Consider the following 24680-nt stretch of genomic DNA (forward strand, 5'->3'; position numbering starts at 1 on the left):
AACGGAAGGACAGGGGAGGATCGACATGAGTGACGGCAAGACCGGACTGGAATTGCGTTCGCTGCTGAAGAAGAGCGGCGAGCTGGAATTGTCTCTCGTGACGGTCCCGACCGCGGAGCCGGCCGACGATGAGGTCGTGGTTCGCGTCGAGGCCACCCCGATCAATCCATCCGACCTCGGGCTCCTGATCGGTCCCGCCGACATGTCGGCCGCCAAGGCCTCCGGCACCAAGGAGATGCCGGTCATCACCGCCACGATGCCGGAGGCGGCGATGCGGATGATGGCGGCGAGATTCGATCAGTCGCTGCCGGTCGGCAACGAGGGCGCCGGCACGGTGATAAGGACCGGATCGTCGGATGCGGCCAAGGCCCTGATGGGCAAGACGGTGTCGATGATCGGCGGCGGGATGTACACGCAGTACCGCGTGCTCAAGGTCCGCGACGTCATGGAGCTGCCGCCGGGCACCACGGCGGCGGACGGCGCCTCCTGGTTCGTCAATCCGCTGACCGCACTCGGCATGACCGAGACGATGCGGCGGGAGAACCACAAGGCGCTCGTGCACACGGCCGCAGCCTCCAATCTCGGTCAGATGCTCAACAAGATCTGCATCAAGGACGGCATCGGCCTCGTCAACATCGTCAGGAACAAGGAGCAGGCCGACATCCTGCACAAGATCGGCGCGAAATACGTCGTGGATTCCAGCGCGCCCAGCTTCATGGACGATCTCACCAACGCGCTGGTCGAGACCGGCGCCACCATCGCCTTCGACGCCATCGGCGGCGGCAAGCTGGCGAGCCAGATCCTGACCGCGATGGAGATCGCGGCCAACAAGACCACGAAGGAATACAGCCGCTACGGCTCCAACGTGTACAAGCAGGTCTATATTTATGGCAGCCTCGACACCCGGCCCACGGAGCTGAACCGCTCGTTCGGGCTCAGCTGGGGCGTCGGCGGCTGGCTGCTCACGCCATTCCTTCAGAACATCGGCCCGGCCGAGATCGGCCGCCTGCGCCAGCGCGTGGCATCCGAGCTCAAGACCACCTTCGCCAGCCACTACACCAAGGTGGTGTCGCTCGCCGAGGCGCTCGATCCCGCCAACATCGCGGTCTACGCTAAGCGCGCAACCGGCGAAAAATTCCTGATCAACCCGAACAAGTGATCGGCTTGGACGGTTATCGTGACACATCGGGCCGCCGCTTGGCGGCCTGATTCCTTTTTGTATCGGCCCGGATGGAGGGCACGCGGACCCATTTCCAGAAACGCAGCGTTTCCAAATCGGACCAGTTCATGCACTTGCATCTATTGGCCCGGATGGCTTAAGTGCCGTCCCGGCATTCCCGCTCAAGCCTTCAAGGACACCCAATGGCCTACAACATCGTCACGATCGCTGGCAGCCTGCGCAAGGACAGCTTCTCGCTCAAGATCGCCAATGCGCTCGCCAAGCTCGCGCCTGCCTCGCTCAAGCTCGAGGTGATCACGCCGGCGGGCATCTCGTTCTTCAACCAGGACCTAGAGGGCGCGCCGCCCGCGGACTGGCTCGCCTTCCGCGAGAAGCTCAAGACGTCGAATGGCGTCCTGTTCGTCACGCCCGAATACAACCGCTCGATCCCGGGCGTTCTGAAGAATGCCATCGATGTCGCTTCGCGCCCCTATGGCAAGAGCTCGTTCCTCGGCAAACCGGTCGGCATCGTCTCCAATTCGCCGGGGCTGCTCGGCGGCGTCAGCGCGGCCAAGCATCTGCAGAACATTCTGCCGGGCATTTCTGGTCCGGTCCTCCAGCAGCCGGAAATCTACCTCAGTGGCGTCGGCGATGCCTTCGATGCGGAGGGCAACCTGACCAAGGACTCCCTCAAGACGGTGCTGCAGCAATATATCGACGCCTTCGCCGCGCATGTGGCGAAGAATCAGGGTTGAGCTTCCGGCCAAGCCGACGCTCCGTCAGGCCCGGGCTTGTCTCGGGCATCCACGTTCTTCGTTATCGCCGGCAAAGCACGTGGATGGCCGGGACAAGCCCGGCCATGACGCGTCGTGGGGATAGTGCCTCGTTCTGGCAATTAGCACTCCCTTAACCAACCTGTCCCATCTTCCGAAGATGGTCTCCCGCGCGCGCCTGAAATCGATCCTGACCGGTCTTGCCCTCTATGCGATGGCGGCGGCGATCGTCGGCTATTTCGGCGTCAACGCCTATACCGGCAAATACGGCCTCAACGCCCGCCAAGAGCTCGACCAGGAGATCATCGCGCTGACCAGTGAGCTGGCTCAGCTCAAGCGCGAGCGCGCCAGGAGCGAACAACGGGTGTCGCTGTTGCGGTCCGAGAAGATCGACCCGGACATGCTGGACGAGCGGGCGCGCTTCCAGCTCGACTATGTCCATCCGCGCGATCTCGTTCGGATGATCCCGGCGAATTAGCGCATCCGCAGCTTCCGAAAGCCGCTGCTGGGATCCGGCAACCTGCCTCCTCCTGCGAAGGTCGTAACTCCGGAACCGGGCGGTCGCCTTGACGGCGGCGCCGCGGCGGGCTCATGCCATTTGCAGGCGCTGGCTGAAGTTGACGTAGATCAACCGGGGAGCAGCGGCGCGTCCTACAATCGATATCCGGAGGAAACTGTGGTGAATGGGACAATGCCCCGGCATCACGCGGCCCGCGTCGAGGCCGCCATCGCGTCAGGCCAGGCGGCCCGGTCCGCGCTCGTGGCCTCGTGGCGCCGTTCCTCCCGATTGCATCATCTCGATCCCGGCGGCCACGCCGCGCCGATGCGGCTGACCGAAGCCGAGCTGCAGCAGGCGCGCGAGCGCATCGCGCCGCTTCTGGCGGCCGCCCAGGGCGCCATGGACCGGCTTTACCAGGCGGTCGGCGCAGCGGGCTGCTGCGTGCTGCTCGCCGATCGCGAGGGCGTGCCGGTCGATCGCCGCGGCACGGTGGCGGACGATGCGACGTTTCAGTCCTGGGGCCTTTGGACCGGTGCACTCTGGAGCGAGGAGCACGAGGGCACCAACGGTATCGGCACCTGCCTCGTCGAGCAGCGTCCGCTGACCATCGATCGCGACCAGCACTTCTTTGCGCGCAACACGCTTCTGAGCTGCACCGCCGTTCCGATCTACGATCACGAGGCGGCGCTCGCGGGCGTGCTCGACGTCTCCTCCTGCCGCGCCGACCGCACCGATGCCTTCGCCAGCCTGATCGCGCTCGCGGCAGGCGAGGCGGCCAGGCGGATCGAGGCCGACCTGTTTCGCAAGGTCTTCGCCCATGCCCGCATCGTGCTGACACAAGCGGCGGATGGAAGCTGCGGCGGCCTCGTTGCGGTCGATGCGGACGATCTGGTGATCGGCGCAACGCGCTCCGCGCGGGCAGCGCTCGGCATCGTGCCCGGCGGTGCGTTGCGGCCGGTGCCCGCGGCCGATCTTCTCGGCGGCGATGCCGCGCGCGATCATCTTGTCGGTGGCCAGCGTGCGGTGCTGCAGCGCGCGCTGCTGCGCGCTGGCGGCAATGTCTCCGCAGCCGCCAAGGCCCTCGGCGTCAGCCGCGCCACGCTGCACCGGAAGCTCAAGCGGTTCGAGCTGAACCACTGAGCGGCGCCGCGCCACGACTGTCGCAGAACTGCGACAGGTCCGCTCCGCGATCGCGTCCACCCGGGCTGACAGAAAACGCCTCCCGCATCATCGTCTGCGCAAGTCGCGAACAGGCGACGACAAGCGCAAACAGCAACATCGGGAGTGATCAATGAACAAGGTGGAATTCCTCAGCGTCACCAAAGTGCCCTTTGCCGAACGCTACGACAACTTCATCGGCGGCAAGTTCGTCGCGCCGATCTCCGGGAAATATTTCGACAATGCCTCGCCCCTGACTGGCCAGGTCGTCTGCAAGATCGCGCGGTCCGACGCGCAGGACATCGAGGCAGCGCTCGACGCGGCGCATGCCGCCAAGTCCGCCTGGGGCCGCACCAGCGTCGCCGAGCGCGCCGCGGTCCTGAACCGGATCGCCGACCGCATGGAAGAGAACCTCGAGCGCCTCGCGATTGCCGAGACCTGGGACAATGGCAAGCCGATCCGCGAGACGCGTGCCGCCGACCTGCCGCTCGCGATCGACCATTTCCGGTATTTCGCCGGTGTGGTGCGTGCGCAGGAAGGCTCGATCGGCGAGATCGACCACGACACCATCGCCTACCATTTCCATGAGCCGCTCGGCGTGGTCGGCCAGATCATACCCTGGAACTTCCCGCTTCTGATGGCCTGCTGGAAGCTGGCGCCGGCGCTGGCCGCCGGCAATTGCGTGGTGCTCAAGCCCGCCGAGCAGACCCCGGCCTCGATCATGGTCTTCGCCGAGATCATCGCCGACCTGCTGCCGGCAGGCGTGCTCAACATCGTCAACGGCTTTGGCCTCGAGGCCGGCAAGCCGCTGGCGTCGAGCCCGCGCATTGCCAAGATCGCCTTCACCGGCGAGACAACGACCGGCCGGCTGATCATGCAATATGCCAGCCAGAATCTGATTCCGGTCACGCTCGAGCTCGGCGGCAAGTCGCCGAACATCTTCTTCAAGGACGTCACTGCCGAGGACGACGATTTCTTCGACAAGGCGATCGAGGGCTTCGTCATGTTCGCGCTGAACCAGGGCGAGGTCTGCACCTGTCCGAGCCGGGCGCTAGTCCACGCCGACATTTATGACCGCTTCATGGAGCGGGCGCTCAAGCGCGTCGCCGCGATCAAGCAGGGCGATCCGCGCGATCCCACCACCATGATCGGCGCACAGGCTTCCAGCGAGCAACTCAGCAAGATCCTCTCCTATATCGACATCGGCAAGCAGGAGGGTGCCAAGGTGCTGGCCGGCGGCGGACGCGCCGATCTCGGTGGCGATCTCACCGGCGGCTTCTACGTCCAGCCGACCGTGTTCGAGGGCCACAACAAGATGCGAATCTTCCAGGAGGAGATTTTCGGCCCCGTCGTCTCGGTCACGACCTTCAAGACCGACGAAGAGGCGCTCGCGATCGCCAACGACACGCTCTACGGCCTGGGTGCCGGCGTCTGGAGCCGCGACGCCAATCGCTGCTACCGCTTCGGCCGGGAGATCCAGGCCGGCCGGGTCTGGACTAACTGCTACCACGCCTATCCCGCCCATGCGGCGTTCGGCGGCTACAAGCAGTCGGGCGTCGGGCGTGAGACCCACAAGATGATGCTCGATCATTACCAGCAGACCAAGAACCTCCTGGTCAGCTACAGCCCGAAGAAGCTCGGCTTCTTCTGATCGGGAAGCCGCACTCACGAGGTCGTCATGCCCGGGCTTGTCCCGGGCATCCACGTTCTTCGTGCGCGGGGCGAGGCGTGGATGGCCGGGACAAGCCCGGCCATGACGTCGTGGAAGCTGTAGCGCTCAATTTATGAGATTTGGCGGCAGGATGACTGCGCAGCACTTCTTGATCCGGTCACGAATCTGCGCGCACGTTGACGCGCATAGATTTGTTGCCCGATCAGCGCCAAAGATTTTGCAATATTTCGATCACGTTGCAGTGCGGCATAATGAAAGTCGTGCCATGCCGCCGCGGTGCTTTCCAAGGGCGTTTGACTTGGGTTAGAGAGGGCGAAAGTTTTCTCTGACCCGGAATTCCCATGGCCGCACCCAAGAAAGCCGCCGCAAGCGCTGCACAGGACAAGACCGACGGCGGTTCGCCCCCGGAATTCACGAAGGAGCAGGAACTCAAGGCGCTCCGCGACATGCTCCTGATCCGGCGCTTCGAGGAAAAGGCCGGCCAGCTCTACGGCATGGGCGCCATCGGCGGCTTCTGCCACCTCTATATCGGCCAGGAGGCCGTGGTGGTCGGCATGCAGATGGCCCTCAAGGAGGGCGATCAGGTCATCACCGGCTATCGCGACCACGGCCACATGCTCGCGACCGGCATGGATGCCAATGGCGTGATGGCCGAGCTGACGGGACGCCGCGGCGGCTATTCCAAGGGCAAGGGCGGCTCCATGCACATGTTCAGCAAGGAGAAGCACTTCTACGGCGGTCACGGAATCGTCGGCGCCCAGGTCTCGCTCGGCACGGGCCTCGCCTTTGCCAACAATTATCGCGGCAACGGCAATGTCAGCGTCACCTATTTCGGCGACGGTGCGGCCAACCAAGGCCAGGTCTATGAGAGCTTCAACATGGCGGAGCTCTGGAAGCTGCCGGTGATCTACGTCATCGAGAACAACCGCTACGCCATGGGCACCTCGGTCTCGCGCGCCTCGGCGCAGCAGGATTTTTCCAAGCGCGGGGCGTCATTCAACATCCCGGGCAAGCAGGTCGACGGCATGGACGTCCGCGCCGTGAAGGCGGCGGGCGAGGAGGCGGCGGCCTGGTGCCGTGGCGGCAAGGGTCCCTTCATCCTGGAGATGCAGACCTACCGCTATCGCGGCCACTCGATGTCCGATCCCGCAAAATATCGCACACGCGAGGAGGTCGAGAAGGTTCGCCACGACCAGGATCCGATCGAGCAGGTTCGCAATCGCCTGCTCGCCGCCAAGGTCAGCGAGGCCGATCTCAAGGCGATCGACGCCGAAGTGCGCGACATCGTCAACGCCTCCGCCGATTTCGCCCAGCATGATCCCGAGCCGGATGCCGCCGAGCTCTGGACCGACGTGTACCGCTGAACGCGCGCAAGCTTTCTTTGGAGAAGATATGCCAATTCAAGTGCTGATGCCCGCGTTGTCGCCCACGATGGAGAAGGGCAACCTCGCCAAATGGCTGAAGAAAGAGGGCGAGACGATCAAGTCCGGCGACGTCATCGCCGAGATCGAGACCGACAAGGCGACCATGGAGGTCGAGGCGACCGACGAGGGCACGCTCGGCAAGATCCTGATCCCCGAGGGCACCGCCGACGTCGCGGTGAACACCCCGATCGCGACCATCCTCGCCGACGGCGAGAGTGCGGCTGATCTCGCCAAGGCACCCGCAGCGGCGGCGAAGGCTGCGGAGTCCGCGCCGCCGGCCGCAGCAAAGGCCGAGGCGCCCGCGCCGAAAGCCGCGCCTGCTCCGCAGGCCGTCGCCGAGCCCGATCCGGAAGTCCCCGCCGGCACGGAAATGGTGACGCAGACCATCCGCGAAGCGCTGCGCGATGCCATGGCCGAAGAGATGCGCCGCGACGCGGACGTGTTCGTGATGGGCGAAGAAGTTGCCGAATATCAGGGCGCCTACAAGGTGACCCAGGGCCTGCTCCAGGAGTTCGGCGCCAAGCGCGTGATCGACACGCCGATCACCGAGCACGGCTTTGCCGGCGTCGGCGTCGGCGCCGCGATGACCGGCCTCAAGCCGATCGTCGAGTTCATGACCTTCAACTTCGCCATGCAGGCGATCGACCAGATCATCAACTCGGCGGCCAAGACGCTCTACATGTCCGGTGGCCAGATGGGCTGCTCGATCGTGTTCCGCGGACCGAACGGTGCGGCCGCGCGCGTCGCCGCCCAGCATAGCCAGGACTATTCGGCGTGGTATTCGCACGTCCCGGGCCTCAAGGTGGTGGCGCCGTATTCGGCCGCGGACGCCAAGGGCCTGCTCAAGGCTGCGATCCGCGATCCCAACCCGGTGATCTTCCTCGAGAACGAGGTGCTGTACGGTCACACCGGCGAAGTGCCGAAGCTCGACGATTTCATCATCCCGATCGGCAAGGCGCGCATCGTCCGCGCCGGCAGCCACGTTACCATCATCTCCTGGTCGAACGGCATGACCTATGCGCTGAAGGCCGCCGACGAACTCGCCAAGGACGGCATCGAGGCCGAGGTGATCGACCTGCGCACGCTGCGCCCGATGGATACCGAGACCATCATCAACTCGGTCAAGAAAACGGGCCGGGCCGTCACCGTGGAAGAGGGCTGGGCCCAGAGCGGCGTCGGCGCCGAGATCGCCGCGCGCATCATGGAGAACGCCTTCGACTATCTTGATGCGCCGGTGACGCGCGTGTCTGGCAAGGACGTACCGATGCCCTATGCCGCGAACCTGGAGAAGCTCGCGCTGCCCTCGGCGGCGGACGTCATCGAAGCCGCCAAAGCCGTCTGCTACAGGTAGACCATGGCAGGCCCCAAGGAGCAGCCACTGCCGCCAGACGTCATGACCCGCGACGACGCGGTCGAGATCCTGCGCGTGTTCGTGCTGGACGGCGGGCTGTCGATGGCGTTCCAGCGCGCCTTCGAGGAGCCGGACATGTGGGGTCTCCTGCTCGTCGATCTCGCCCGTCATGCCGCGCGCGCCTATGCGCGCGAGAGCGAATATACCGAGGAGGACGCGCTGAACCGGATCCTCGACATGTTCCAGGCCGAGATCGAGCGTCCCACCGACACCGGCACCACCACGCCGCGCGGCAAGGGGCACTGACCATGGCGATCGAAGCCCATCATTACGATTTCATGCTGGAGGCGATCCGCGAGGCGGAAGCCTCGATCGCGCAGGGCGGCCTGCCGATCGGCGCGGTGCTGACGCGCGACAACAAGATCATCGCCCGCGGCCACAACAACCGCGTGCAGGAGAACAATCCGATTCTGCATGGCGAGATGAGCTGCCTGCGCGAGGCCGGCGCGATCTCGTTCCATGACACCGTCATGTACACCACGCTGTCGCCTTGCTCGATGTGCGCCGGCGCGCTCGCGCTGTTCAAGGTCAAGCTGGTGGTGATCGGAGAGTCCATCACCTTCCCCGGCTCGAAGGACATCCTCGACAAGTTCGGCATCCCCTGGATCGACCTTGCCGACGACCGCTCCATAACCATGATGAAGAATTGGCGCTCCATCCCCGCCAATGAGCGCCTGTGGCAGGGCGACATCGGCAACTAAACCTGGTCTGTTCGTCTTCGCTGTCGAAAGACGACGTTTTGCAAAGTTCTTCTTGAGGTCAGCATGCCCATCAACATCCTGATGCCCGCTCTCTCGCCGACGATGGAGAAGGGCAACCTCGCCAAGTGGCTGAAGAAGGAGGGCGACAAGGTCAAGTCCGGCGACGTCATCGCCGAGATCGAGACCGACAAGGCGACCATGGAGGTCGAGGCGATCGACGAGGGCACGATCGCCAAGATCCTGGTGCCCGAGGGCACGCAGGACGTTCCGGTGAACGACGTGATCGCGGTGCTCGCCGGCGAGGGCGAGGATGTGAAGGCTGCAGGGAGCGCCAAGCCCAGCGCTTCGGCCGCGCCGCCGAAAGCTGCTGAAGCACCTGCTGCTGCGCCGGCGCCGGCGCCTGCTGCGCCCAAGGCCGCGGCGTCGCCGGCAGCTGCGCCCGCGCCGCAGCCCGCAGCTCCGGCCGCGCAGGCCAATGGCCACGGCGGTCGTGTGTTCTCATCGCCGCTGGCGCGGCGTCTCGCCAAGGAAGCCGGCATTGACGTCGGCATGGTCAACGGCACCGGCCCGCACGGCCGCGTGGTCGCGCGCGACGTCGAGCAGGCCAAGTCCGGCAAGGGTCTGAAAGCGCCCGCTGCTGCGCCGTCAGGCGCGCCCGCGATCGCGCCGACCATGTCGGACAAGCAGATCCTGTCGCTGTTCGAGCCTGGTTCCTACGACATCGTCCCGCATGACGGCATGCGCCGTACCATCGCGCAGCGCCTGACCGCGTCGATCCAGAACGTCCCGCACTTCTACCTCACCATCGACTGCGACATCGGCAAGCTGCTCACGGCCCGCGAGGAGATCAATGCCGCCGCGCCGAAGGACAAGGAGAAGAAGCCGCTCTACAAGATCTCGGTCAACGACTTCGTCATCAAGGCGATGGCGGTCGCGCTGCAGAAGATCCCGAACTGCAACGTCAGCTGGACCGAAAGCGGCATGGTCAAGCACCACCATTCCGACGTCGGCGTCGCCGTCGCGATGCCCGGCGGCCTGATCACGCCGATCATCCGGAAAGCGGAGACCAAGACGCTCTCGACCATCTCCAACGAGATGAAGGATTTTGCCGCGCGGGCCCGCTCGCGCAAGCTGAAGCCTGAGGAATATCAGGGCGGCACCACCGCCGTCTCCAACCTCGGCATGTACGGCATCAGCCACTTCACCGCGGTGATCAATCCACCGCATGCGACCATCCTTGCGGTCGGCACCAGCGAGGAACGTCCCGTGGTACGCGGCGGCAAGATCGAGATCGCGCACATGATGAGCGTGACCCTGTCCTGCGATCACCGCGCCATCGACGGCGCCCTCGGCGCCGAGCTGATCGGCGCGTTCAAGCAGCTGATCGAAAACCCCGTCATGATGATGGTCTGACGCGGCGGCAGAGGGGGCAACCTTGCATGTCCGGACCCGCTGGCCATGGATATCGCTATTGCTCGGAGCCATCGTCGCGCTCAACCCGGTCGAGCTCGATTTTCTTCACTCTGCGTTCTTTGCCGGCGAGCAGCTGGCACGAAACATCGCCCAGCCGATCGTGCTCACTGCGCTTGCCATCATAGTACTGGTGGTGCTGCTCGAATGGCTGGTGAGGTCTTTTCTGGTCAAGCGCCGCGCCCGCGGCGCTTCTTGAGTTGAACGGGAGCCGCTATGGCCGACACATCCTTCGACGTCATCATCATCGGCTCCGGCCCCGGCGGCTATGTCACCGCCATCCGCGCCGCGCAGCTCGGCTTCAAGACGGCGATCGTCGAAAAGTCATATCTCGGCGGCATCTGCCTGAACTGGGGTTGCATTCCGACCAAGGCGCTGCTGCGTTCAGCCGAGATCTACCACTACATGCAGCACGCCAAGGACTACGGGCTCTCCGCCGAGAAGGTCTCGTTTGATCCGAAGGCGGTGGTGCAGCGTTCGCGCGGCGTCTCCAAGCGCCTCAACGACGGCGTCGGCTTCCTGATGAAGAAGAACAAGGTCAGCGTGATCTGGGGCGCCGCCTCGATCGACGCGCCCGGCAAGGTCACGGTGAAGAAGTCCGACGTCGAGGGCCCGAAGGGCGCGCTAGGCGAGGGGACCTATCAGGCCAAGCACATCATCGTCGCCACCGGCGCGCGGCCGCGCGTGCTGCCGGGCCTCGAGCCGGACAAGAAGCTGGTCTGGACCTATTTCGAGGCGATGGTGCCGGAGCGGATGCCGAAGTCGCTGCTGGTGGTCGGCTCCGGCGCGATCGGCATCGAGTTCGCCTCGTTCTTCCACACCATGGGAAGCGACGTCACCGTGGTCGAGGTGCTGCCGCAGATCCTGCCCGTCGAGGACGCCGAGATCGCGGGCCTCGCCCGCAAGCGGCTGGAGAAGCAAGGCATCAGGATCATGTCCTCGACCAAGGTCACGAAGCTGGAGAAGAAGGCCGACAGCGTCCTCGCCACCATCGACGACGGCAAGGGCAAGCCCGTCACATCAGAGTTCGAGCGCGTGATCTCGGCGGTCGGCGTCGTCGGCAACATCGAGAATCTCGGCCTGGAAAAAGTCGGCGTGAAGACCGACCGCGGCATCATCGTGGTCGACGGTCTCGGCAAGACGAACGTCCCCGGCATCTACGCCATCGGCGACGTCGCCGGTCCGCCGATGCTGGCGCACAAGGCCGAGCATGAGGGCGTGATCTGCGTCGAGGCGATCAAGGGGCTCAATCCGCATCCCATGGACAAGAACATGATCCCGGGCTGCACCTATTGCCACCCCCAGGTCGCCTCGGTTGGCCTCACCGAAGCCAAAGCGAAAGAGAGCGGCCGCGAGATCCGCGTCGGCCGCTTTCCCTTCGTGGGCAACGGCAAGGCGATCGCGCTCGGCGAGGATCAGGGCCTGGTCAAGGTCATCTTTGACAAGAAGACCGGCCAACTGCTCGGGGCTCACATGGTCGGCGCGGAGGTCACCGAGCTGATCCAGGGCTACGTCGTCGCCATGAATTTGGAGACCACGGAAGAAGAGCTGATGCACACGGTCTTCCCGCATCCGACGCTGTCGGAGATGATGAAGGAAGCCGTGCTGGATGCGTATGGACGGGTGTTGAACATTTGAGAGGCGAGCGCGTCGCCCGCCGCCGTCATTGCGAGCGAAGCGAAGCAATCCAGACTGCTGCTGCGGAAAGATTCTGGATTGCTTCGCTTCGCTCGCAATGACGAGCAGAGAGAGCTGTTTGCAGAACAAGAAGGAAATCATCCCATGCACGACAACGACAATCTCACTATCGAACGCCCGACCTTCGTCACCCATCTCGAATGCGCGATGGAGGGCGATCATTACGCGGCCGACGAGGTCCACAACCTCTCCAAGGCCGGCAAGCCGCTCCTGGTGCGCTACGACCTCGCGGGCGTGAAGAAGGCGCTGACCAAGGATGCGCTCGCCCAGCGCCCCGGCGACATGTGGCGCTACCGCGAGCTCTTGCCCGTGCGCAAATGCAAGGACATCGTTTCGCTCGGCGAAGTCACGACGCCCCTGATCCGGCTGCCGAAGCTCGGTGCAAAACTCGGCGGCGGCGAGATCATCGTCAAGGACGAGGGACGGCTGCCGACCGGCTCATTCAAGGCGCGCGGCCTCGTGATGGCGGTGTCGATGGGCAAGGCGCTCGGCATCAAGCATATGGCGATGCCGACCAACGGCAATGCCGGCGCGGCGCTGGCGGCCTACGCCACGTCCTGCGGCATCAAGACCACGATCTTCTGCCCGGCCGATACGCCCGAGGTGAATGTCAGCGAGATCGAGCTGCAGGGCGCGACCGTCTACCGCGTCAACGGCTATATCGACGATTGCGGCAAGATCGTCGGCGAGGGTAAGGCGAAAGTCGGCTGGTTCGACACCTCGACCTTGAAGGAACCGTACCGCATCGAGGGCAAGAAGACGATGGGACTCGAGCTCGCCGAGCAGCTCGGCTGGGACGTGCCCGACGTGATCTTCTATCCGACCGGCGGCGGCACCGGCCTGATCGGTATGTGGAAGGCGTTCGACGAGCTCGAGAAGATCGGCTTCATCGGCTCAAAGCGCCCGCGCATGGTCGCGGTGCAGGCCTCCGGCTGCGCGCCGATGGTACGCGCCTATGAGGCCGGGACCGAGCATGCGACGCGCTGGGAGGACGCCCACACCATCGCCTCGGGCATCCGCGTGCCGCAAGCGATCGGCGATTTCCTGATTCTGCGCGCGGTGCGCGAGAGCAAGGGCTTTGCCATTGCGGTCGATGACGACAAGATCTCGGCGGCGCTGAGCGAGGTCGCGCGCGAGGAGGGGCTCTTGCTCTGCCCCGAGGGTGCCGCGACCTACGCCGCCTACAAGGAAAGTCTCGCCGACGGCCGGGTCAGCAAGACCGATCGTGTCATGCTGTTCAACTGCGCGACTGGCCTGAAATACCCGCTGCCGCCGGTCACCCGCACGCTCGATCGCCACAAGCCGATTGACTATTCGAAGTTCTAACTTGCTTCTCCCTCTCCCCGTTCTTACGGGGAGAGGGTCGGGGTGAGGGGCTGCTTCCGCAAACACAGTGAAAGTTGAGTTCGCGGAGACTCCCCCTCACCCGAATTGCTTCGCAATTCGACCTCTCCCCGCAAGCGGGGCGAGGTGAAGAAAAAAACACCTGGGGAGAAGACAATGAAGAAGGCCGTCTGGGCTGCGCTGATTGCTGTTCTCGCTGTTGCAGGCGCCGCGCGCGCCGACGATTTTCCCTCGCGTCCCATTACCATCATCGTGCCGTTCGCGGCGGGCGGGCCTTCGGACGCGATGGCGCGGGTGCTCGCCGAGCGCATGCGGGTGCCGCTCGGCCAGCCGGTCGTCGTCGAGAACGTGACCGGAGCCGGCGGCTCGATCGGTGTCGGCCGTGCCGTGCAATCGCCGCCCGACGGCTACACCATCTCGTTTGGCCATCTCGGCACCCATGTCGCCAACGGCGCCGTCTACAAGCTCAAATTCGACCTCGTTGCCGATCTCGAGCCGGTAGTGCTGCTGCCGAGCAACCCGATGATCGTGGTCAGCAAGAATGCGGTGCCCGCGACCTCGCTGAAGGAGTTGATCGACTGGCTGAAGTCGCGGCCATCGCCGCCGACCGCGGGCACGGCCGGCGCGGGCTCCGGCAGCCACATCGCCGGCGTCTATTTCGAGAGCGTCTCCGGCATCAAGCTGCAATACGTGCCGTATCGCGGCACTGCACCGGCATTGAACGATCTCATCGCCGGCCAGATCGACATCATCGTCGACCAGACCTCCAATTCCATCGGCCAGGTCCGCGCCGGCACCATCCGCGCCTACGCCGTCACCGACCACAAGCGCCTCGCCTCCGCGCCCGAGATCCCGACCGCGGACGAGGCGGGCCTGAAAGGCTTCAACATGACGCTGTGGTCGGGCATGTGGGTGCCGAAGGGCACACCGAGGGAGATCGTCGCAAAGCTCAACGCCGCGGCCGTGGAGGCGCTGAACGATCCGGCAGTGAGGAAGCAGCTCGAAAGCCAGGGTCTCGAGATGACACCCAAGGATCAGCTCACGCCCGAAGCGCTCGGCACGCGCCAAAGGGCCGAGATCGCCAAATGGTGGCCGATCATCAAGGCGGCGAACATCAAGGTAGATTGAACCGGGCGGCGCACTCCTCGCGGCGTCACCGCCGCGTTTGCTGGCGGCGGGCGCTCACGACGTGGTTTGGTGACCTGGTGCCAGCGCACGGTCCAGGCATTGCATCAGATCCGAGGCGGCGAACGGCTTACCGAGAAAACAGATTGCGCCCGCATCGAGCGCCCGCACACGCACGCCCTCATCCGGGAAAGCTGTGATGAATATGAACGGCGTAGCCGAACCCTGCGCCCGCATCTTCGTCAACAGATCGATTCCGCTCATCAGCGGCATCTGCACGTCGGCGATCACGCACGAGGTATCGCTCGAATCGGTCGAGCTCAGGAACTCTTCCGCCGAGGCGAATGTGTGGACGCTGTATCCGCGCGATTCCAGGAGATTGTTGATCGCGGCCCGAACGTAGGGGTCGTCGTCAAGCACCGAGATGACCGAAGCCACTGACAAGACGTCCGCTCCTCGCCGGGAATTACGCTTGCCGTCGCCACGGCTAGAACATAAAGGCGCAAGGTGGACCTGCCGGTCACGATTGGAAACTCATACTTAGGTTTGTGCATCGGGCTTGTTCGGGCCAATCCCGAGCGCCTCGCTCATTCTCACCAGATCGGCCAGCGACTTCGCGCCCATCTTCCGCATGATCTGGCCGCGGTAGATCTTGACGGTGATTTCGGCCAATCCGAGCTGGGCGGCGACCTGCTTGTTCATCAGGCCGGACGTCACCAGTGACAATACGTCTCGCTCCCGCGAGGACAGTGACTCGAAGCGTGATCTGACCGTCGAGACCGTCCTGTTGAGGTCGCGGCGCTTGCGGTCTCGCTCGATGGCGGCCTGGACTGCGTCGAGAATGTCCTGATCGCGGACCGGCTTGGTCAAGAAGTCGATCGCCCCGCTCTTCATGGCCCGAACCGTCATGGGAATATCGCCATGACCGGTAATAAAGATGATAGGCGTGTGGATATTTGCCTTGGCAAGGTCGGCCTGCAGCTCGAGGCCGCTCGTTCCGGGCAGTCGGATGTCGAGCACCAGGCAGCTCGGGACGTCTGGCGGCTTGGCCTGCAGGAGCTGCGGCGCCGAGCCGAATGCTTCGACCTTGAGACCGACCGACTCGAACAGATTGGTGAGCGCACGGCGCATGGACGCGTCGTCGTCGACGATGAGGACAAGGGGCTGATCGCCGTCCTTCTGCGGCGGCGAAGAGTCCGCGCGCTCGGTCACGATGCTTCCTCTCGGTGGAGGGGCAAGGCGATCTGAAAAGTCGCGCCGCGCTCCTGATTTGGTATGGCGGAAAGTCGCCCTCCATGGGCCTCGATGATCGATCGACAGATCGACAGGCCCATGCCCATGCCGGAGGACTTCGTGGTGAAGAACGGCGTGAACAGGCGGTCTATCGCCTGTTCGCTGATGCCGGTTCCGCAGTCGGAAACGCTCACCTGCATCGCGCCATCGCCGCTCGCCTGTGAGCGGATCGCCAGTTCGCGCGGGCGATCGTGGACGTCTGCCATGGCCTCGATCCCGTTCATGATCAGGTTGATCAGGACCTGCTGCAATTGGATGCGATCGCCAAAGATCTTCGGCAGCGCCGAGGACAGCTCCATGCGGACGGACACGCCGTGGCTGGCCATCTCGCGCTGAACGAGCGCGACGGCCTCCCGCACGACCGCATTGGCGTCGAGCGGTACCATCTCGATGTCAGAACGCTTGGCGAGTGCCCGAACGTGACGGATCACGTCGCCGGCACGCCTGCCGTCCTCGATGATCCACTCGACGGAGCGGCGGGCCGCTTTGAGGTCCGGTGGATTGCGCTGCAGCCAGGCGAGGCAGGCGTCGGCGTTTGCGATCACTGCAGCGAGCGGCTGATTGATTTCGTGGGCTATCGAAGCGGTCAGCTCACCCAGTGTCGTGACACGCGTCACATGGGCGAGCTCGGCCTGGGCCTTCCGTAGCGCGTCTTCGGCTTGATTGGCCCGGATGGCCGCGGTTACGTCCGTGCAAACGCCACGGTAGCCCAGGAAAGCGCCGTCCGCGTCGAAGAACGGCTTGCCGCTGGTCCGCACATAGATCGGCTGCCCGTTGCGGTCCTTGCTGCGATACACCAAGTCGCGGAACGGGACGTGGGCGTCGAGGGCCGCGCGATGTTGTCGCCATTTCTCGGGCTCAAGAGCGGCGTCGGGCGCAATGTCCCACCGCGTGAGCCCGATCAGGCCCGCGGGAACAGTGTTGGTATCCGAGTGTTCCGATACCTGGGTGACCCGGTGGTCCGGCCCGGTTTCCCAGAACCAGTCAGAGGCAGTTTCGGCATAATCGCGAAAGCGCTGCTCGCTGTCGCGGAGCCTGCGTTCTGCCTCTTTGGCCGCCGTGATGTCGCTGACTGATCCAACGAATTCGACGTAGCCGCTTGCATCTCGCGTCGCCCGTGCCACCGCCCGAACGTATTTGATGGAACCGTCGGGCATCACCAGCCGGTATTCGTGATCGTAGTCTTTCCCCTCGCGCGCCGCCTGGCCCGTCGTCTGCTGCACGGCGAGCCGGTCCTCCGGATGGATCCGCTGGAGCATGAACGGGATATTGGGCTTCGTCCCTTCTTCGCATTGGAAGATGCGATAAGTCTCCTTGGACCAGGTGATCTCGCGGGTTTTGGCCTTCCAGCCAAAACTGCCGGTGTGGCTCAATTCCTGCGCCTGGGCGAGATAAGCCTCGCTCTGTCGCAGCGCGTTCTCGGCCTCCTTGCGTTCGGTAATGTTCTCGCAGGCGACCAGCACGATCGGCCCGCCATTGGCTCGCAGCATGGCCTTGGCGTTCTCGCGCACCCATAACATCGAGCCGTCCTTGCGAACCTTCCGGATCTCCCAGGTGTGTGACTGATCAAGGGTCTTGAGGCACAACGCGACACAGGCGCGGACAGTGGCGCGATCTTCGGCGAGGAAGACATCCAGCACGGATCGGCCGATCAACTCCCCCGGCGTGTAGCCCAGCTGCTCGGCGCCGAAGGTGTTGACGTTGATCACGGTACCGGCCGGATCGACCATGAAGTACATGACCGGCGTGTGCTCGAAGACCTGCTGCCACTGCTTGACCGCCTCGAGCAAGTCGGCACCACTGGGCTCGGTGTGCTGCTTGGCGGGAACAGTTTGCCTCAGGCAGCCGACGAGGAATTGCGCGGCTGACTTCCCGAATGTCGCTGCCCGGCCAGGCTTCATCGCTGGCGCTCCCGGCACTCTCTGCGTGAACAGAAGTAGAGCACGTTGCGACGAGAGGAGCAATTCCAGCCAAAGTCGGATCGGCGGTCATGGTTCGCCTTTGGACTGTCCGCTCGCCGCCAAAGTCCATGGCGGCGCCTCAAGGACACCGTGCCGGCCAACGTTTCACGGTGACCGTGCAGCCAGAGGGTCATGCGCCATCACGTTGAACTCGGGCAGGGTGGGCCCCGGGCGAATACGGGACAAACCTAGGTATAGCTCCTCCATTCCTAGTCATGTCGGCCATTTACCTCCGTACAATTGAGCGTTTCGTGCCCGGCGGACTAGCCTCGCGACCATCGGAAGTCTCGAAGGCAACAACTGAGAAAAGCGCAAGCAACAGAGGGAGACAGCAATGTGTGATATGTCGGTACTTCCTGAGCGTCGCCTATCGGAGTCCGAAAGTTGCTCCTCAGGGAATGGCTGTGCGGTGTGCGGCGGCAAGTTTGGCCTGATCCGCTACTATTCCTGGCGCACGGCGCTCTGCTCCAAGAAGTGCGTTGATCGTTTCCGCACGCGAAGCGAACGCGACCGCCGGTGGTTGTTTCGGGCCCAGGTCGCATAAGGCTGGATTGGAGAGCTGATCCGGGAGGCCGTGCGTTGAACCGCTCATGCAAGCTCTTCTGCTGGATCGTTCTCATCGCCCCCATCGCGGCCGCCCACGGACAGGAGGCAGGACACGGTGCCGTTCATCGCCGGCATCCGCCCCAGGACCAGGCGCTGCACGAAAAATTCTATTCGACCTGGCGCATGCCGGACAATCCGGGCGTCAGTTGCTGCAACAGCGCCGACTGTTATCCGACCGACATCAAGTACATCGGCGACCAGATCTATGCACGGCGCCGGGAGGACGGGAGATACATTCTGATCCCACCGCAAAAGGTGGAGAGAAACAGGGATAATCCGGACGGCCGGAATCATCTGTGCGCTCCACCGCCCGCACTGTCTCCGCTCGACAGCGTTTACTGCTTCGCTTTGGGAGGTGCCACATGAGATTCGCGTTCGTGCTGGTCAACGGCCGGACCCCGTTCCGGCAGACCTCGTGTATGCAGTGCTGCGAGCCGATCAGCAGCAGTTATTTGCGCGAGATCGCGACCCGTCTGCCTTACTGCGATCATCAGTGCTACGCGCTGTTCTGCGAGACGCTCGCGAAAGATGGCGTGAGAGCGGCTTCATGAAATTCGTGGTGGTCAATCACGAGCCGCCGTTGCACGCGGCCGCGTGCAGCACATGCTCGCGGTCGCTCCGCTCCGGCTATGTCCGCCATGCGCGGACGCAGCGCCGTTACTGTGACGACGATTGTTACCGGCGCGGCGAATTCTCCACGCTGTTCATGCACTGGCCGGTGCCTGGGCGGACGGAACCAATTGCCGGCAAGGTCGAGCTCGCCGCTGGCAGCATGATCCAGACGTTGACGGTGATGAGTGCCGTCTGGTGCTGGAGCTGCACGATCACTGCCTGGACCTTCGCGAGAGCTTTGACCGCCGCATATTTGGACAGTCGCGACCCGATCACGATGGAAGGAGGTGACACCTAGAGCATGATCCGGAAAAGTGTAAAGCGGTTTTCCGAAACGATCATGCTCAAACAATAATCTAAAGCGCAATGACGATTCATCCTAATCGCATCGCGCTTTAGCTGCGCGACTGCACGCGCGTAGAAGCCGCAGCACCGTATCCTTGCAAGCGCCGCGTCCAGCCCCGGCGGCGTCGATCAGGGAATGGGTGCTGCGGCCGCCGCTGGCTCCGTTGCGCTGGCCTCGTGAGTCACCACGCGCTGGTCGCTCTTGCCGGCGATCATGCTGCTGCCCTCGAACCTTGCCCGGTAGACCAGCACGTTCTCCATCACGCGCTGGACGTAGTTGCGCGTCTCGGACAGCGGGATGCGCTCGACCCAGTCGACCGGATCAACGTTGGGGTCCCGGGGATCACCGCGCTTCTGCACCCATTCACGCACGCGGCCGCGGCCGGCATTGTATCCGGCGAAGGTCATGATCTGGTTACCGCGATATTCCGAGAACAGCGCGCTGAGCTCGGCGGCGCCCATCTGCGTGTTGTAGACGGGGTCGGAGACCATCCTGTCCCAGTCGTAAGTCAGGCCGAAGCGCTTCGCGGTGTCGCGTCCCGCTTCCGGCGTCACCTGCATCAGCCCGACCGCGTTGGCATGCGACTTGTCGCGCTGCTCGAACGAGCTCTCGGTGCGTGCCACCGAATAGATCACGCTGGTCTCGATCGCCGGTGCGACCTGCTTGTGCTCGGGGATGCCGATGGTCGGGAAGGCGTAATGGTCGAGCGCGAGCCCGCGCGCCAGCGCGGTCTTGCCGACCTCCAGCATCACGCGCGCATCGTTGCGCCGGCCCGCAAGCTCGCCGAGCGCTTCCAGCGCGGCGACGTCGGTGCTCTCTTTGGCGAAATCCTCGGCGTAATAGAACACCATGTCGCGCTCGCCGATGCCGTAGAGCATGTCGGCGGCGCGCACGCGCTCGTCCGCAAGCTGCGCATCGGTCGAGGCCAGCACCGGCGAGGGCGGACGCAGCTCGATGCCGTCGAGGCCGAGCCTGGCGCGGGCGAGCTGGCCGTAATAGGCGGTGTGATAGCGCGCCGCCGCCCGGTAGCTCATGCGCGCGTCGGCTGTCGCGCCCATGGCTTCGGCCGCGCGGCCGCGCCAGTAATGCGCCCGCGACAGCGCGATCGGATTGGACGAGCCAGCGTCGATCGAGGCGAAATGCACCATCGCCGTCTTGGGATCGTCGAGATAGCGTAGCGCGATCCAGCCGCACATGAAGTGATAGTCGACGCGGTAGACCTCCTTTTCCGGCACCGCGGCCGTGTGCACCACGTCATAGGCGGTCCTGGCCTTGCCCTGGTCGAGCAGCTTGCGCGCCAGCATGCGGCGCTCGCGCCACCAGGCGTCGGTGTCCTGGGCTGCCATCATGTCGGGCTTGGCAGCGAGGATCACCTCGGCCGCGTCGTCGATGCGGTCGTTCTGAAGATGCCACTGCGCGCGGCACAGCACGTAACCGAGATCGCGTCGCTCCTCGGCCGCGACATCCTCGAGCAGATCCTTGGCCTTGCTCGCCTTGCCGGTGACGGCGGCGCAGGCCTTCACGATCGCGAGCGCGTCCTCGCCGAGCCGCTTCGCCGCGCGCCGCGCACCTGCATAATCCTTGGCGCCGAGGCGCTTGTCCATGCGCGCGCGGTGATCGTCGGCGGACAGAAGGTCGCCGAACGCCGCATAGGAATCCTCTTCGCTCCGCTCGGACAGTTCCTCCGCGCGCCAGGTTTCCCGGACCAGCCGCGCAGCCCTGTCGGTCTCGCCTTCGGCGAGCAGGACGCGCGCGAGTGCGAATTTGCCCTTGGCGCTGGTCGGGCGATCCATCGTGAACTTGTGCACGATGGCCGCGTCGGCCTTCTCCTGCCACAGCCGTGCCTCGGCACGGCGGCGGAGCAGGGCGCTGCTCGGCCAACCGGGATTGGCGGCGAGGAAGGCGGCGTAGCGCTTGAAATTCGCGGTACTGTCGGGATGGCGCAGCATGAACCAGTCGGCGAGCTTCTGTCCGGCAGGGTCCGTGATGCGGTCGCGCGCAGCGCTCGCGTCTTCGGTCTTGCCCTTGCGCGTCAGGTCGATGGCGTCCTTCAGCGCGGCGAGATCGCCGGTCAGCGCCGGCTTGGCCGCGGGCTCCTCGACCGCCTTCTTCGATTTGCGCTTGGCCTCGGCGTGCTTGCCGTGTCGCGCTTTGCCGGCGGAAGCGTGGCGGTGCTTGCCCGCTTTCGCCTCATGCGTCTTCTTCGGTGCGGATGATTTTTGACTGCTCTTCGCCGCCAGCTCGGTGGGAAGGAGGGCCATCGCGGCCACGGCAACGACACACGCGAGCGAGCGTAGGCACTGGTTCATTGGATGGTCCCCCCTGCGAAAACCACTACAAACCAAGGTCCGCGACATGCGGCTTGCGAATCAAAACACCGAACGATGCGTCGGGATCGTGTCGCATCCTCAAGCTGTCGCAACAATGCGGCAAAATACGGATAGGAGCTGGGGAACTTCCGAAAGGACGGAAGAGGCAGCGGTTTTAACCTTTTGTTAACGACCAGGCTTCGCGCGACGATTGCGCGCGGTACAGGACGCCAGAACGGCCAGATTGCACGTGTTGCCTCGGCCAAATCCGGTGTATGAGTTCCCTCGCTTCATCCTTTCAGCCTTTGCCCTGTACCTATGCCGATTTTCAACCAGTCGATCCGGCGCAAGATCGTCGGCATCGCGCTCGGATTGATCGTCCTGATGCTGGTCACCTCGATCCTGTCGATGGTGATGTCCAGCCAGGTCGGCATTTTGCTCGACGAGCTGACCAACCGCTACATCCCGGCCTATAGCCACCTGGCGCGCGCGAACATCCGCTCGCTGGAACGGGCGCTGGCGCAGCGGCGGATGGTGATGACCAGGATGGAGGCGCCGTCTGACGAGGAGGCCTACGCGGCGCGGCTTCGCGACTTCGAGGCCTTGGACCGCAATTTCGAGCGGGAGGCCGAGGCCGCTCGCAAGCTCATCAACGCGATCATCGACGACCCCAGGACGTATTCCGACAACGCCGCGCTGGCACGGCTCGACGTCCGGATCGAAAGCTCCGTCACCGAGCTGCGGCGCGATCTCGACGAGGGCAATGCGAAACTGCTCAAGCAGGTCGAGGCCAAGGATATGGCCGCGGCCCGCGGCACGCTGGAACACCTCGACACGCTGCGCGATGCGTTCAACCGGAAGGTCGATGCGATCCGCGCCGACATGCTGGCGCAGGTCTATTTCTCGACGTCTCAGGTGATCGGTCGCCAGCACCAGACGATCATCGTCTCTGGGGTCGTAACCCTGCTCGCGGCGATCGTCGGCTTCGTGTTTGCGCTGCTGGTGAGTAGCGGCATCACGCGACCGGTGCGCCTGCTGCTGGCCGGCGCCCGCGAGGTCGAAGCGGGCCGGTTCGACAAGCCCATCACCGTCTCGACACAGGACGAGATCGGCGAGCTCGCTGCCGCCTTCAACCGCATGATCGAGCAGCTCAGGCACAACGAGCGCATTCGCGAGACCTTCGGCCGTTACATCGACCCGAAGGTGGTGCAGGGCCTGATCGACCGGCCGGAGGTCGCCATCGACGGTGAGCGCCGGGTGATGACCATCTTGTTCTGCGACATGAGCGGCTTCACCTCGATGAGCGAGGGCATGACGCCGCGCGGCCTCGTCAAGGTGATGAACCACTACTTCACCGTGATGTCCGCTCCCATCAGGAACAATCGCGGGATCATCGACAAATATATCGGCGACGCCATCATGTCCTATTGGGGGCCGCCCTTCATCGAGGAGGATGAGCAGGGTCTGCTCGCAGGGCTCGCCGCCGTCGAGATGACCGATCAGGTGCCCGCGCTGCAGAAGCAGCTGCCGGACCTGCTCGGCATCCGCGCCATGCCGGCGCCGTGCGATCTTCGCGTCGGCATCGCCACGGGCGAGGTCCTGACCGGCAGTATCGGTTCCGAGCTGATGATGAGCTTCACCGTGATGGGCGATGCCGTGAATCTCGCCTCGCGGCTGGAGGCCGTCAACAAGGTCTACGGCACCCGCATCCTGATCTCGCAGGCGACCGCGGACGGGATCGGATCGCGCCTGGAATTGCGCGAGATCGATCGTCTGGCGGTCGCGGGCCAAAGCGCGCCGCAGGCGATCTTCGAGCTGATGGCGAGACCAGGCGCGCTCAGCAATGCGCAAGTGAGCTTGCGCACGCATTATGCCGATGGTCTCGCCGCCTATCGTGCGCGGCGCTTCGACGAGGCCCGCGCCGCCTTCAACGCGGCGCTCGAGGCAGTCCCCGGCGACGGCCCCTCGCGCACGATGCTCGGCCGCATCGCTCAATTTGTGGCCAATCCGCCGGATCCCGATTGGGACGGCGTCTGGCGGCTGGAGCAGAAATAGCCGTGCTTTGCGGTCGGGCGCGCCGCGCCGGAAAAAAGATGCTACTCCATAACGATGTTCGCCGTGACCTATTTCCCGGGCTTAGGTTGGATGTCCATGAGGCGTCTGATGGGGACACGCCGATGACACATCTCGAAGACAGGTTGGAACGGTTCGAGACGCTCACCGCCGAATGCGAGCTGATCGCCAAGCTCGCCACCGACAGCAGCAAGCGCGAGTTCTATTTGAAGCTCGGGGAACAGTACCGTCAGCTGGCCGTCGATATCCGGCAGGCGATCGCGACGACGGCTGCGGCCTGAGCCGGCTGAAATCCGTTCTTAACGTTTGGCGCGCATCCTTGGAGCAAGCGAGCACCGCCGGTCGGCGACACTCGTTGGTGGGAAGGCCGGGGTTCGCTGCAATGCAGCGCGCCTCGTGAGTGTGATTTGCCATGTCTGACAGGGCAATCCCATGCGCCTCGTTGCAGTGATCATATTCGCGCTCATGACGGCGGCCTGCGATCAGGAGCAGGACATCACCGGCTCGACGACGCCGGCCTGTCCGTTGCGCAACTACAGCTACAATCCACGCGACATGAACCAGTGCGTCAGCGCCTGCAAAACGTGCGACCGCGGCACGACGGTCACCTGCACGACCTCCTGCACCCTCAAGGGCGCTCGCTGAGCATTTTGCGGATGCGCGGAACCGGTAGGGCCCTCGAGCCAATGCCGGCGGTGCTGGAGCACCGGAACGATTCACATGCATTAATCATTGAAGGAGGCGGCAGGACGCGGAGTCCAATGGAATGGGTATGCTCGATCCCGGTCGATTTCTGGTGTCGTGCTCGCATTGCGATGCCTGGCCGATGGCGGCCAATGTGAAACGGTCGAACTGGTCGGCGTCGCCGCACGAGGTCCGCTTCGTCTGCACGCGTTGCCGCCGCGAAGAAACGGCGATCGTCTCGGCCTCCGGCGAATTGACCCCCATCAAGCGCGTGGATGCCCCGCCACGCGATGTCGCTGTCGCCTGGGCCCAGGCGCAACGCTCGCGCGGGCGGTCCTGATGTTCGGCGTCGTCGTCTCGTC

General features: G+C 64.4%; 25 protein-coding genes. 21 read left to right on the forward strand and 4 right to left on the reverse strand.

Annotation, left to right across the window (positions count from 1 at the left end; all coding sequences use genetic code 11):
* The first annotated feature begins 25 nt into the window (after positions 1 to 25).
* The 14 genes from ACM43_RS02015 to ACM43_RS02080 all read left to right on the forward strand — a co-directional run bounded on the left by ACM43_RS02015 (position 26) and on the right by ACM43_RS02080 (position 14437).
* Positions 26 to 1159, forward strand: coding sequence for a zinc-binding dehydrogenase (locus tag ACM43_RS02015; RefSeq protein ID WP_271537768.1), 1134 nt, complete (start codon positions 26 to 28; stop codon positions 1157 to 1159).
* A gap of 203 nt (positions 1160 to 1362) precedes the next feature.
* Positions 1363 to 1914, forward strand: a complete 552-nt coding sequence (locus ACM43_RS02020) for an NADPH-dependent FMN reductase (RefSeq protein WP_271537770.1) — start codon at positions 1363 to 1365, stop codon at positions 1912 to 1914.
* Positions 1915 to 2092: 178 nt separating this feature from the next.
* Positions 2093 to 2410, forward strand: coding sequence for an FtsB family cell division protein (locus ACM43_RS02025; RefSeq protein ID WP_025036496.1), 318 nt, complete (start codon positions 2093 to 2095; stop codon positions 2408 to 2410).
* Between the two features lie 201 nt (positions 2411 to 2611).
* On the forward strand, positions 2612 to 3571 hold the full coding sequence (locus ACM43_RS02030) for a GAF domain-containing protein (protein WP_404540936.1): 960 nt from the start codon (positions 2612 to 2614) through the stop codon (positions 3569 to 3571).
* A gap of 151 nt (positions 3572 to 3722) precedes the next feature.
* On the forward strand, positions 3723 to 5240 hold the full coding sequence (gene adh / locus ACM43_RS02035; protein ID WP_036009864.1) for an aldehyde dehydrogenase: 1518 nt from the start codon (positions 3723 to 3725) through the stop codon (positions 5238 to 5240).
* Positions 5241 to 5602: 362 nt separating this feature from the next.
* The gene (gene pdhA / locus ACM43_RS02040; RefSeq protein ID WP_271537777.1) at positions 5603 to 6625 is read left to right on the forward strand and encodes a pyruvate dehydrogenase (acetyl-transferring) E1 component subunit alpha; all 1023 of its coding nucleotides are present in this window, start codon (positions 5603 to 5605) and stop codon (positions 6623 to 6625) included.
* Positions 6626 to 6653: 28 nt separating this feature from the next.
* Entirely contained in the window at positions 6654 to 8036 is a 1383-nt protein-coding gene (locus ACM43_RS02045) for a pyruvate dehydrogenase complex E1 component subunit beta (protein ID WP_271537779.1), read from the forward strand.
* 3 nt (positions 8037 to 8039) lie between these two features.
* Positions 8040 to 8342, forward strand: a complete 303-nt coding sequence (locus ACM43_RS02050; RefSeq protein ID WP_008547332.1) for a DUF5076 domain-containing protein — start codon at positions 8040 to 8042, stop codon at positions 8340 to 8342.
* A gap of 2 nt (positions 8343 to 8344) precedes the next feature.
* Positions 8345 to 8797 (forward strand): nucleoside deaminase, encoded by a 453-nt coding sequence (locus ACM43_RS02055; protein WP_157283646.1) that lies wholly within the window; start codon positions 8345 to 8347, stop codon positions 8795 to 8797.
* Between the two features lie 63 nt (positions 8798 to 8860).
* Positions 8861 to 10210 carry a pyruvate dehydrogenase complex dihydrolipoamide acetyltransferase gene (locus ACM43_RS02060; RefSeq protein WP_271537784.1) on the forward strand — a complete coding sequence of 450 codons (1350 nt, stop codon included), beginning with the start codon at positions 8861 to 8863 and terminating at the stop codon, positions 10208 to 10210.
* A 49-nt stretch (positions 10211 to 10259) separates the two neighbouring features.
* Entirely contained in the window at positions 10260 to 10466 is a 207-nt protein-coding gene (locus ACM43_RS02065; protein ID WP_271537987.1) for a hypothetical protein, read from the forward strand.
* A gap of 17 nt (positions 10467 to 10483) precedes the next feature.
* Entirely contained in the window at positions 10484 to 11905 is a 1422-nt protein-coding gene (gene lpdA, locus ACM43_RS02070) for a dihydrolipoyl dehydrogenase (RefSeq protein ID WP_271537787.1), read from the forward strand.
* 144 nt (positions 11906 to 12049) lie between these two features.
* On the forward strand, positions 12050 to 13291 hold the full coding sequence (locus ACM43_RS02075) for a threonine synthase (protein WP_271537789.1): 1242 nt from the start codon (positions 12050 to 12052) through the stop codon (positions 13289 to 13291).
* Positions 13292 to 13465: 174 nt separating this feature from the next.
* Positions 13466 to 14437 (forward strand): tripartite tricarboxylate transporter substrate binding protein BugD, encoded by a 972-nt coding sequence (locus tag ACM43_RS02080; RefSeq protein ID WP_271537791.1) that lies wholly within the window; start codon positions 13466 to 13468, stop codon positions 14435 to 14437.
* 54 nt (positions 14438 to 14491) lie between these two features.
* Here the strand turns inward: ACM43_RS02080 and ACM43_RS02085 are convergent, their stop codons facing one another.
* From ACM43_RS02085 to ACM43_RS02095, 3 genes are all read right to left on the reverse strand, one after another.
* The gene (locus tag ACM43_RS02085; RefSeq protein WP_271537793.1) at positions 14492 to 14878 is read right to left on the reverse strand and encodes a response regulator transcription factor; all 387 of its coding nucleotides are present in this window, start codon (positions 14876 to 14878) and stop codon (positions 14492 to 14494) included.
* Between the two features lie 96 nt (positions 14879 to 14974).
* Complete coding sequence (locus ACM43_RS02090; protein ID WP_271537795.1) at positions 14975 to 15646, reverse strand: response regulator transcription factor; 672 nt, start codon at positions 15644 to 15646, stop codon at positions 14975 to 14977.
* Positions 15643 to 17628: a PAS domain S-box protein gene (locus ACM43_RS02095; protein WP_271537797.1), complete on the reverse strand. Its 1986-nt coding sequence runs from the start codon at positions 17626 to 17628 to the stop codon at positions 15643 to 15645. Before ACM43_RS02095 ends, ACM43_RS02090 begins: the two co-directional genes overlap by 4 nt.
* Before the next feature lie 639 nt (positions 17629 to 18267).
* Here ACM43_RS02095 and ACM43_RS02100 point away from each other — a divergent pair.
* Genes ACM43_RS02100 through ACM43_RS02110 form a run of 3 tightly spaced genes read left to right on the forward strand, consistent with a single transcriptional unit; the run spans position 18268 to position 19204 of the window.
* Positions 18268 to 18660, forward strand: a complete 393-nt coding sequence (locus ACM43_RS02100) for a hypothetical protein (protein ID WP_244941489.1) — start codon at positions 18268 to 18270, stop codon at positions 18658 to 18660.
* Entirely contained in the window at positions 18657 to 18845 is a 189-nt protein-coding gene (locus ACM43_RS02105; protein ID WP_271537802.1) for a hypothetical protein, read from the forward strand. The genes ACM43_RS02100 and ACM43_RS02105 overlap by 4 nt, the downstream gene beginning before the upstream one ends.
* Positions 18842 to 19204, forward strand: a complete 363-nt coding sequence (locus ACM43_RS02110; protein ID WP_157283653.1) for a hypothetical protein — start codon at positions 18842 to 18844, stop codon at positions 19202 to 19204. The genes ACM43_RS02105 and ACM43_RS02110 overlap by 4 nt, the downstream gene beginning before the upstream one ends.
* Before the next feature lie 176 nt (positions 19205 to 19380).
* Here the strand turns inward: ACM43_RS02110 and ACM43_RS02115 are convergent, their stop codons facing one another.
* Positions 19381 to 21561, reverse strand: a complete 2181-nt coding sequence (locus ACM43_RS02115) for a lytic transglycosylase domain-containing protein (protein WP_271537806.1) — start codon at positions 21559 to 21561, stop codon at positions 19381 to 19383.
* 318 nt (positions 21562 to 21879) lie between these two features.
* Here ACM43_RS02115 and ACM43_RS02120 point away from each other — a divergent pair, with 318 nt between their 5' ends.
* The 4 genes from ACM43_RS02120 (at position 21880) to ACM43_RS02135 (ending at position 24658) form a co-directional block, all read left to right on the forward strand.
* Positions 21880 to 23616, forward strand: coding sequence for an adenylate/guanylate cyclase domain-containing protein (locus ACM43_RS02120; RefSeq protein WP_271537808.1), 1737 nt, complete (start codon positions 21880 to 21882; stop codon positions 23614 to 23616).
* Positions 23617 to 23738: 122 nt separating this feature from the next.
* Complete coding sequence (locus ACM43_RS02125; RefSeq protein WP_167361664.1) at positions 23739 to 23915, forward strand: hypothetical protein; 177 nt, start codon at positions 23739 to 23741, stop codon at positions 23913 to 23915.
* Positions 23916 to 24066: 151 nt separating this feature from the next.
* Positions 24067 to 24279 carry a hypothetical protein gene (locus ACM43_RS02130; protein ID WP_036044357.1) on the forward strand — a complete coding sequence of 71 codons (213 nt, stop codon included), beginning with the start codon at positions 24067 to 24069 and terminating at the stop codon, positions 24277 to 24279.
* Between the two features lie 121 nt (positions 24280 to 24400).
* The gene (locus ACM43_RS02135; protein WP_271537812.1) at positions 24401 to 24658 is read left to right on the forward strand and encodes a hypothetical protein; all 258 of its coding nucleotides are present in this window, start codon (positions 24401 to 24403) and stop codon (positions 24656 to 24658) included.
* Positions 24659 to 24680: the final 22 nt, after the last annotated feature.

Source organism: Bradyrhizobium sp. CCBAU 45321, from assembly GCF_028128975.1.
Taxonomy (GTDB): Bacteria; Pseudomonadota; Alphaproteobacteria; order Rhizobiales; family Xanthobacteraceae; genus Bradyrhizobium; species Bradyrhizobium yuanmingense.

Bases quoted from the DNA above. Each gene is read 5' to 3' on its own strand.
- ACM43_RS02055 (WP_157283646.1), top strand. From the start codon at position 8,345: ATGGCGATCGAAGCCCATCATTACGATTTCATGCTGGAGGCGATCCGC.
- ACM43_RS02050 (WP_008547332.1), top strand. From the start codon at position 8,040: ATGGCAGGCCCCAAGGAGCAGCCACTGCCGCCAGACGTCATGACCCGC.
- ACM43_RS02125 (WP_167361664.1), top strand. From the start codon at position 23,739: ATGACACATCTCGAAGACAGGTTGGAACGGTTCGAGACGCTCACCGCC.
- pdhA (WP_271537777.1), top strand. From the start codon at position 5,603: ATGGCCGCACCCAAGAAAGCCGCCGCAAGCGCTGCACAGGACAAGACC.
- ACM43_RS02120 (WP_271537808.1), top strand. From the start codon at position 21,880: ATGCCGATTTTCAACCAGTCGATCCGGCGCAAGATCGTCGGCATCGCG.
- ACM43_RS02130 (WP_036044357.1), top strand. From the start codon at position 24,067: ATGCGCCTCGTTGCAGTGATCATATTCGCGCTCATGACGGCGGCCTGC.
- ACM43_RS02095 (WP_271537797.1), bottom strand. From the start codon at position 17,628: ATGAAGCCTGGCCGGGCAGCGACATTCGGGAAGTCAGCCGCGCAATTC.
- ACM43_RS02075 (WP_271537789.1), top strand. From the start codon at position 12,050: ATGCACGACAACGACAATCTCACTATCGAACGCCCGACCTTCGTCACC.
- ACM43_RS02060 (WP_271537784.1), top strand. From the start codon at position 8,861: ATGCCCATCAACATCCTGATGCCCGCTCTCTCGCCGACGATGGAGAAG.
- adh (WP_036009864.1), top strand. From the start codon at position 3,723: ATGAACAAGGTGGAATTCCTCAGCGTCACCAAAGTGCCCTTTGCCGAA.
- ACM43_RS02025 (WP_025036496.1), top strand. From the start codon at position 2,093: ATGGTCTCCCGCGCGCGCCTGAAATCGATCCTGACCGGTCTTGCCCTC.
- ACM43_RS02020 (WP_271537770.1), top strand. From the start codon at position 1,363: ATGGCCTACAACATCGTCACGATCGCTGGCAGCCTGCGCAAGGACAGC.
- ACM43_RS02105 (WP_271537802.1), top strand. From the start codon at position 18,657: ATGAGATTCGCGTTCGTGCTGGTCAACGGCCGGACCCCGTTCCGGCAG.
- ACM43_RS02045 (WP_271537779.1), top strand. From the start codon at position 6,654: ATGCCAATTCAAGTGCTGATGCCCGCGTTGTCGCCCACGATGGAGAAG.
- ACM43_RS02080 (WP_271537791.1), top strand. From the start codon at position 13,466: ATGAAGAAGGCCGTCTGGGCTGCGCTGATTGCTGTTCTCGCTGTTGCA.
- ACM43_RS02115 (WP_271537806.1), bottom strand. From the start codon at position 21,561: ATGAACCAGTGCCTACGCTCGCTCGCGTGTGTCGTTGCCGTGGCCGCG.
- ACM43_RS02015 (WP_271537768.1), top strand. From the start codon at position 26: ATGAGTGACGGCAAGACCGGACTGGAATTGCGTTCGCTGCTGAAGAAG.
- lpdA (WP_271537787.1), top strand. From the start codon at position 10,484: ATGGCCGACACATCCTTCGACGTCATCATCATCGGCTCCGGCCCCGGC.
- ACM43_RS02110 (WP_157283653.1), top strand. From the start codon at position 18,842: ATGAAATTCGTGGTGGTCAATCACGAGCCGCCGTTGCACGCGGCCGCG.
- ACM43_RS02135 (WP_271537812.1), top strand. From the start codon at position 24,401: ATGGGTATGCTCGATCCCGGTCGATTTCTGGTGTCGTGCTCGCATTGC.